This window comes from Streptomyces sp. NPDC037290 (genome assembly GCF_055603245.1).
In genome coordinates, this window is record NZ_JBVJVZ010000006.1 from 441,913 (window position 1) to 449,337 (window position 7,425).

Here is a 7,425-nt window from a genome sequence, read left to right on the forward strand (position 1 = left end):
AAGGTACCAGTAAAACCGGTTCCGGAGTAGGGTGGTTTTCATGGCCCTCTCCCCCGCGCCCACGGCAGCCCGCTTCCGCAGCGGTGCCGGGCGGCTCTGCCTCGACTTCATGCGCACGCTCCGGCTGCGCGGCATGGACGGCGCCACCGAGGAACTTCCGACGCCGGGGGCGCTGGCCGACTGGGTCGCCCAACTGGGCCCGTACCCTGCCGACTTGACCGTTCCGGAGCCGACGCAGGACGTGCTGGACCAGGCGCGGCAGCTGCGGGAGGCGGTGTTCGCACTGCTGACGGCGGCCCGCGGCGACAGCGGGCCCGCCGGCTGTCCGCCGGACGATCGCGCCCTGCTGAACCGCGCCGCCGCGGGGGCACCTCCCGTGCCGGTGCTCGACGAGGACGGCTCGGTGACGTACACCGCCGCCGATCCGGTGCGCGCCGTCCTCACCGCCGTCGCCCGCGACGCGCTCGACCTCGCGACCTCCCCGGCGCTGGAACGGGTACGGGCCTGCGCCGGACCGCGCTGCGCCGCGTGGTTCCTCGACACCTCCCGCCCGGGCAACCGCCGCTGGTGCTCGATGGGCGCATGCGGCAACCAGGCCAAGAAGAGCGCCTGGCGCACCAAGCACGCTCCTACGGCGGCCGGCTGACGGGGCGTCGTACGGCGGCCTCGGCGATCGCCTCCAGCACGCGCGCGCTCGCCACGGCGTCGTCCGGGGACGCGGGCTCCCGGGGGTCGGCCAGGAAGACGGTCGTCGCGTCGCCCGCCGCCGGGGGGCGGTGGGACTCCGCCAGGCTCGCCCGCGCCGTCGTCAGCGTGAGGTCACCGCCGTCGACGTGCAGCGTTCCCCGCGTCCCCTCGAGATACAGGCGGATCCCTCCGGGGTACGACGTCCACCCCGCGTGCAGGGTGGCCGGGACCGAGCCCCACTCCAGCAGGGCCGTGCCGCCGGCGTCCCCGGGCCCGCCCGCAGGGAGGGAGGACAGGACGGCGGAACGTACCCGCAGCGGGGCGTCGGGCCGCAGCCAGTGCAGCAGGTCCACGAGGTGCACACCGAGGTCGGCGAAGGCGCCACGGGCGCCCCACGCGGGGCTGAGCAGCCACGCCGCCGCGGGCCGGGCGAAGCGCCCGTCCAGCAGGCCGGGGTGGGTGAACCGGGCGTCGCACGCCACCAGCCTGCCGAGCCGGCCGTCGGCCAGGAGCTGCCTGGCCCGGCGCAGCGCGGGAGCGTGGCGCAGGAACATCGCCACCGCCACCGGGATACCGGCCGCCGTGAGCCTTCCGGCCAGTTCCTCGGTCTCGCCGGCGGTGGCCGCGAGGGGCTTCTCCACCAGGACCGGCAGACCGGCCCGCGCCACGACCTCGACCAGCCCGGGATGTTCGGCGGTGGTGGAGCAGATCAGGGCCAGGTCCGCCCGGGCAAGCGCACCCACCGGCTCACCCACCACGGCCACCCCGGCCGGCTCGGCCACCCCGGCTACGCCTGCCACCCCGCCCGCCTCCGGCAACCCGGGCGGCGTGGCCGCTCCGTAGCGCCCCGGGTACACGGCACACACCTCCGCCTGGCCGGCGAGCGCGCGCAGGTGGTCGGTGAGATGGGGGTGTGCCGTGCCCAGGATCGCGACCCTCGGCCGGTGCGGGCCCTCGGCCGCGGGGTGCTCAGTGGGCACGGGCGACGTCCGGTGCCGTGGTGCGGGTGAAGCCTCGGTCGACGTAGACCAGCGCCTCCCGGCCGGCCGAGGTGACACAGTCCAGGACCCGGCCGACCAGGATGCTGTGGTCGCCGCCGTCCACGACGTCGTGCATGCGGCACACGAGCCGGACCACCGCCTGCGGGACGCCCGGCAGTCCTCGCTCCAGGGCGACGGTGTCTCCCCCGGCGAACCGGTCGATGCCGGAGGTCGCGAAGCGCCGGGCGATGTCCGGCTGGTCGTGGGCGAGGACGTTGACCATGAAGTGGTCGGCGACGGTGAAGGCGGCGTGCGTACTGGCCTTCTTGCCCAGGCTGACCGTCACCAGGGGCGGGGCCAGGGACAGGGAGACGAAGGAACTCGCGGTGAAACCCCAGCGGCGACCGCTCTCGTCGACCGTCGTGGTGACGACCACGGGGCCGGGGACACGGGCCATGGCGCGAGTGAAGTCGAGTTCTTCGGCAGCGACGGACATGGGATACGACGCCTCCTCGGGCGTGACTCGGTAAGGGGTCGGGGCCGGCTCAGGCGGCGAGTTCCCGCGCGGTGAACGTCCGCAGCCAGGCGCGGAACTCGGGGCCGATGTCCTCGCGCGCACAGGCGAGGCGGACGGTGGCGCGCAGGTACTCGCCGCGGTCACCGGTGTCGTAGCGGTGGCCGGTGAAGACCACCGCGTGGACCGGGCCGGCGATCGCGGGATCGCGGGCCAGGGTGCGCAGGGCGTCGGTGAGCTGGATCTCGCCACCGCGCCCGGGTTCCGTCTTGGCCAGCACCTCGAAGACGCCGGGATCGAGGACGTAACGCCCGATGACCCCGAGGGTGCTGGGCGCCCGGCCCGCCGCCGGCTTCTCGACCAGGTCGGTCACCCGTACGACACCGTCCGGGCCGCCGGGCTCGACCGCGGCGCAGCCGTAGCGGTGGATGTGCTCGGCGCCGACGTCCATCAGCGCGATCACGCTGCCGCCCAGTTCCTCCCGCAGACCGGTCAGACGTGTCAGGAGGGGCTCGGCCGGGTCGATCAGGTCGTCGCCGAGGAGCACGGCGAACGGCTCGTCGCCGACGTGCGGTGCGGCGCACAGCACCGCGTGCCCGAGGCCCCTGGGGTCGCCCTGGCGCACGTAGTGGACGGTGGCGAGATCGGTCGCGGCACGTACCAGGTCGAGCCGGGCCGTGTCGCCCTTGCCGGTGAGGACCGTCTCCAGCTCGGCGTTGCGGTCGAAGTGGTCCTCCAGGGCGCGTTTGCCGCGGCCGGTGACCATGAGGACGTCGTCCAGACCGGCGGCGACGGCCTCCTCCACCACGTACTGGATGGCGGGCTTGTCGACGAGGGGCAGCATCTCCTTCGGGGTGGCCTTGGTCGCGGGCAGGAAGCGCGTGCCCAGCCCGGCGGCCGGGATGACGGCCTTGCGGACACGCGGGGACGGCGAGGGCGAAGGCGTGGCGGGCATGGGAGGTCTCCGCATCGTTGGAGTGGTGTGCCGGGGGGCGACGGCTGTTACGCGACGATCGCCGCCTGCGGCTGGTCGCCGGAGTCGGAGGGCACCGTGCCGCCGCCGGTGCGCAGCACCGTGAGGAAGGAGCGGGCCCAGTGGTGGACATCCCGTTCCCGGACGTGGTGCCGCAGTTCCCGCATACGTCGGCGCCCTTCCGTCGCGTCCTGGTCCAGCGCGGCGGCCATGACGTCCTGGAGTTCGGCGGGATGGTGCGGGTTGACCAGCAGCGCCCGGGTCAGTTCGTGTGCGGCGCCGGCGAACTCGCTGAGCACCAGTGCCCCGCCCAGGTCGGGGCGGGCGGCGACGAACTCCTTGGCGACCAGGTTCATTCCGTCGCGCAGCGGTGTCACCAGCATGACGTCGGCGGCGCCGTAGAGAGCGGCGAGTTCGGCGCGGTCGACCGTGGTGTGCAGATAGTGCACCGGGACCTGGCCGACCTCCCCGAACGTGCCGTTGATCTGCCCGACGAGGGCCTCGATCCGGGCGCGGTGGCGCCGGTAGTGCTCGACCCGTTCCCGGCTCGGAGTGGCGATCTGCACCAGGACGGTGTCCCGGGCACTGGCCCGGCCGTCGGCCAGGAGCCCCTGGAAGGCACCGAGCCGCTGGTCGATGCCCTTGGTGTAGTCGAGCCGGTCGACCCCCAGCATGATCCTTCGGTGCCCGCCCAGTTGCCGGCGGATCTGCCGCGCCCGTTCCCGTACGGCCTCGCTGCGGGCCAGCTCCTCCAGGCCCGCCGAGTCGACCGATATCGGGAAGGCGCCGACGCGGACCTCCCGGCCCCGCACGAGCACACTGCCCAGCAGGGACGAGCGGGGGGCGCGACTCACGCTCTCGCCCCGGTGCAGCCGGCGCACCAGCTGCAGGAAGTTCTGGGCGCCGCCGGGCAGTTGGAAGCCGATCAGGTCGGCGCCGAGCAGACCGTCCACGATCTGGCTGCGCCAGGGGAGCTGGAGGAAGAGCTCCGGCGGCGGGAAGGGGATGTGCAGGAAGAAGCCGATGCGCACGTCGGGGCGCAGGGCCCGCAGCAGTGCCGGGACCAGCATCAGCTGGTAGTCCTGGACCCAGACGGTGGCCCCGGGTGCGGCCAGCTCGGCGGTGTGCTGGGCGAACCGCTGGTTGACCCGGAGATAGCTGTGCCACCACGCCTGGTCGAAGTCGGGCGGCACCACGACGTCGTGGAACAGCGGCCACAGGGTGGTGTTCGAGAAACCCTCGTAGTAGTCCCGGTACTCGTCCTCGGCGAGGGGCACCGGGTGCAGCCGGATGTCCTGGTCCGGCAGGGCGGGGCGGGTGTCACCGGTGACGGTTCCGGCCCACCCGGCCCACGCGCCCCGCCGGGTCCGCAGGATCGGTTCGAGCGCGCTGACCAGTCCGCCCGGGCTGCGCCGCCAGCGCGGTGCGCCCGGGTCGCTCGTGTCCAGATGGACGGGGAGACGATTGGCCACGACGACGAAGTCCGCGTCGGGCGCCGCGGCCTTCCGGGGATCGTCCGCGGTGCGAGGGGGCCTTGGGGTGTCCACGTCCTGCTTCCCTTCTCCAGGGGCCGGACCCGGCGGACACGGCGGGGGCAGGGGTGCCCGCCGGGCTCGGCAGCATGTGCGGTGGGCTGGGCCAGGGCCTGTCCGGCGGATCAGGGCGGCTCCAGGCAACGGCGTCGTATCAGCGATCCCGGCGTGATCCGCCGGACAGACCCTGGGCGGCGCGGAAGTCGACGATCGTCTTCAGATCGGTGGTGCTGCGGTAGTTCTTGAAGATCTCGACGAGACCGTCGTAGTCGTCGAATCTGTGCACGGTGGAGAGCAGACGCCTGCCGTCGACGATGCCCGACAGCAGCATCTGCATGGCCGCCTGGATCACGTTCGCGGAGTGGTGCATCGGGAACGCGGTGACGTCGAAGGGCGAGGCGCTGATGTTGATGCCCTTGGCGAGCATCAGCCAGGTGTCGAACTTCTGCATCTCCTGGGAGGCCCCGTACAGCACGTACCGGCCCTTGGGCTTCAGCCGGCGCATGGCCACCCGCCGGGGGTCCTTCTCCTCGTCGTCGACCCGGACCGTGGGCAGCGCGTCGAAGACGTAGTCGAAGGTGTTCTCCTCGACCTCGGCGATGAGTTCCTCGGGCAGGTAGGCACGCTCGGAGAAGTGCTCCTCGGCGTGCTGGTTGCGCACCGGGTTGGCGTCGACGGACACCACCCGGTTCGGGGCGAGCAGGCGCTTGATGACGCTGCCGGCGATGATGCCGATGGGACCGGTGCCCATGATGAGGACCTTGTCACCGATCTTCGGCGGGTTGGCGAGTATGGAGCGCAGCGCGCCGGTGGTGGGTTCGATGAAGGACGCCTGCAGGTCGTCGAGCGCGTCGGGAACCTTGACGGCGGCGGCCCGCAGGTCGTCGTGGAAGTTCCGGTCGGCCCAGAACACGTCTTCCTTGGTCTCCCCGGAGAAGACCGGGCGCAGCGAGCGGTACTCGGCGAAGCCGCCGAAGTCGGTCTGCCCCCAGTACACGACCCGGTCGCCGATCCCGATGTCGGACCGGGTGAACTCCGGTCCTTTCTCAACGACTTCGCCGAGGTACTCGTGCCCGAGGATGATCGGGTACTCGGAGGGGAAGAGGTGCCCTTCGAAGAAGGAGATGTCGGTCGAGCAGATCGACACGCAGCGGGTGCGCAGCAGCAGTCCGTCGGCGGGCACGGCCGGGCGCGGCACCTCGGCGAGGACGGTCTGGCGCGGGGCTACGAGCTGAAAGGCCTTCATGGTCGGCATGGTTGTCCTTCCGGGCTGATCGCGGTTTCTACAGGAGCGGGGCCGGGGCGTGGGCCGGGTCAGCGGCGCATGCTGAGGCCGCCCCCGAGGAGGTACTGGCCTGTCATCTCGACGTTGGTCGGCGACAGGGTGATGTGCTTGGCGGCCGAGTGCGCGTCACGGAAGTAGCGTTCGAGCATGCTGCTCGCGTACAGCGACGAGGTGCCCGCCACGGTGAACAGGCCGGCGATTGCCGTGCAGCTGAGGTCGGCGACGGTCGCCGCGGTCAGCCGGACGGTGGCGCTCAGCGCGTCCCCGCCGCTCTCGCCGAACCGTTCGGCGTGCCAGGCCGCGTCCGCCAGCAGCAGCCGGGCGGCCCGCACCTGTGCCTCGGCCCGGGCGAACCGCTCCTGCGCGGTGTGGCTCGCCGCCAGCGTGGTCGTGCCGGCCATCGGCTTCTTCGCGGCGGCGAGCCGCTGGAACTCACGCAGCGCTCCCCGGGCCGCGCCCAGGACGGTCGACGACGACCCGAACAGGCCGAAGTCGTAGTAGCTGATGCCGTAGCCACGTGACGGGCGGGCCGGGGGCGGGGCGAACATGGCGTGCTGGTCCACCGTGTACCGCTCGGCGACGAAGACGCCGTCGACCTCGTAGTCCTCGCTGCCCGTGCCGCGCAGCCCGAGGGTGTGCCAGTTGTCCAGCATCCGTACGGCGGACTTCGGGACGAACAGCATCCGGATCTCCGGGCCGTGTTCGGTGGTCCGCGGTGCGCCGTCGACGGTGATCCGGGCCGCGCACACCAGCCAGGCGGCGTGGGCCGAACCGCTGGCGAAGCCCCAGCGCCCGGAGAGGCGGTAACCGCCGTCGACGACCTCGGCCGTGCCCGTGGGGTTGACCGAGCCGACCACCAACGCGTCCTGGTCCAGGAAGAGTTCGCGTGCGGCCGGCTCGGGCAGGTAGTCCGAGAGCCGGCCGATGGCGGCCTGCACCCCCATCTGCCAGGCGACGGCCGGATCGATGCGGGCCAGCGCCTGCAGCACGTGTGAGCCGGTCTCCAGCGGGACCTGTGAGCCGCCGAGGTCACGGGAGACCAGCATGCGGTGGATGCCCGCCCCCTGGAGCGCCTCGAAGACCGGGAGCGGCGAGAAGCGCTGCCGCTCGCCCTCCTCGCGCCACTTCTCGATGACGGGGGCGATCTCGTCGACGCGGGAGAGCCACTGTGCCGTCTGTGCCGACACGGGCTTCTCGTCGATCAGGGCGAGAGGCTGCTCGCCGTCGTGGTTGTGTGCCATGCCCACCTCCTCGGGTCGCTGGGAGCGTAGGCAGCGGGCAGGCCTGTTCAATACGGGAAGTTCCGTGCGGGAGACCGGCGTCGCAAGGACCCCGTACAGCAGGAGCGGGGGGGGGGGGGGGGGGGGGGGGGGGCGGGGGGGGGAGGGGGGGGGGTCAACTTCGTGGGGAGAGGGGAAGGGGAGAGGGAAAAAGAGCGGAGTGGGGTAGGAGCG

Annotated in this window: 7 protein-coding genes; 1 reads left to right on the plus strand and 6 read right to left on the minus strand. The window is 72.7% G+C overall.

Features of this window, described 5'->3' with window-relative positions:
- The first annotated feature begins 40 nt into the window (after positions 1–40).
- Positions 41–646: a CGNR zinc finger domain-containing protein gene (locus ACZ7HQ_RS23890; RefSeq protein ID WP_470993341.1), complete on the plus strand. Its 606-nt coding sequence runs from the start codon at positions 41–43 to the stop codon at positions 644–646.
- Here ACZ7HQ_RS23890 and ACZ7HQ_RS23895 read toward each other — a convergent pair.
- From ACZ7HQ_RS23895 to ACZ7HQ_RS23920, 6 genes are all read right to left on the minus strand, one after another.
- The gene (locus tag ACZ7HQ_RS23895; RefSeq protein WP_470993344.1) at positions 630–1,667 is read right to left on the minus strand and encodes a Gfo/Idh/MocA family protein; all 1,038 of its coding nucleotides are present in this window, start codon (positions 1,665–1,667) and stop codon (positions 630–632) included. The genes ACZ7HQ_RS23890 and ACZ7HQ_RS23895 overlap by 17 nt on opposite strands.
- Positions 1,657–2,163, minus strand: a complete 507-nt coding sequence (locus ACZ7HQ_RS23900) for a flavin reductase family protein (protein WP_470993347.1) — start codon at positions 2,161–2,163, stop codon at positions 1,657–1,659. The genes ACZ7HQ_RS23895 and ACZ7HQ_RS23900 overlap by 11 nt, the downstream gene beginning before the upstream one ends.
- 49 nt (positions 2,164–2,212) lie before the next feature.
- On the minus strand, positions 2,213–3,136 hold the full coding sequence (locus ACZ7HQ_RS23905) for a UTP--glucose-1-phosphate uridylyltransferase (protein WP_470993349.1): 924 nt from the start codon (positions 3,134–3,136) through the stop codon (positions 2,213–2,215).
- Between the two features lie 47 nt (positions 3,137–3,183).
- Positions 3,184–4,701: an alpha,alpha-trehalose-phosphate synthase (UDP-forming) gene (locus ACZ7HQ_RS23910; RefSeq protein WP_470993352.1), complete on the minus strand. Its 1,518-nt coding sequence runs from the start codon at positions 4,699–4,701 to the stop codon at positions 3,184–3,186.
- Positions 4,702–4,840: 139 nt separating this feature from the next.
- Complete coding sequence (locus ACZ7HQ_RS23915; protein WP_470993354.1) at positions 4,841–5,932, minus strand: zinc-dependent alcohol dehydrogenase; 1,092 nt, start codon at positions 5,930–5,932, stop codon at positions 4,841–4,843.
- A gap of 68 nt (positions 5,933–6,000) precedes the next feature.
- Entirely contained in the window at positions 6,001–7,212 is a 1,212-nt protein-coding gene (locus ACZ7HQ_RS23920; RefSeq protein ID WP_470993357.1) for an acyl-CoA dehydrogenase family protein, read from the minus strand.
- Positions 7,213–7,425: the final 213 nt, after the last annotated feature.

What these genes read in the sequence shown, in the direction of transcription:
- ACZ7HQ_RS23920 (WP_470993357.1), bottom strand. Translation starts at nt 7,212, where the DNA reads ATGGCACACAACCACGACGGCGAGCAGCCTCTCGCCCTGATCGACGAG.
- ACZ7HQ_RS23905 (WP_470993349.1), bottom strand. Translation starts at nt 3,136, where the DNA reads ATGCCCGCCACGCCTTCGCCCTCGCCGTCCCCGCGTGTCCGCAAGGCC.
- ACZ7HQ_RS23900 (WP_470993347.1), bottom strand. Translation starts at nt 2,163, where the DNA reads ATGTCCGTCGCTGCCGAAGAACTCGACTTCACTCGCGCCATGGCCCGT.
- ACZ7HQ_RS23890 (WP_470993341.1), top strand. Translation starts at nt 41, where the DNA reads ATGGCCCTCTCCCCCGCGCCCACGGCAGCCCGCTTCCGCAGCGGTGCC.
- ACZ7HQ_RS23915 (WP_470993354.1), bottom strand. Translation starts at nt 5,932, where the DNA reads ATGAAGGCCTTTCAGCTCGTAGCCCCGCGCCAGACCGTCCTCGCCGAG.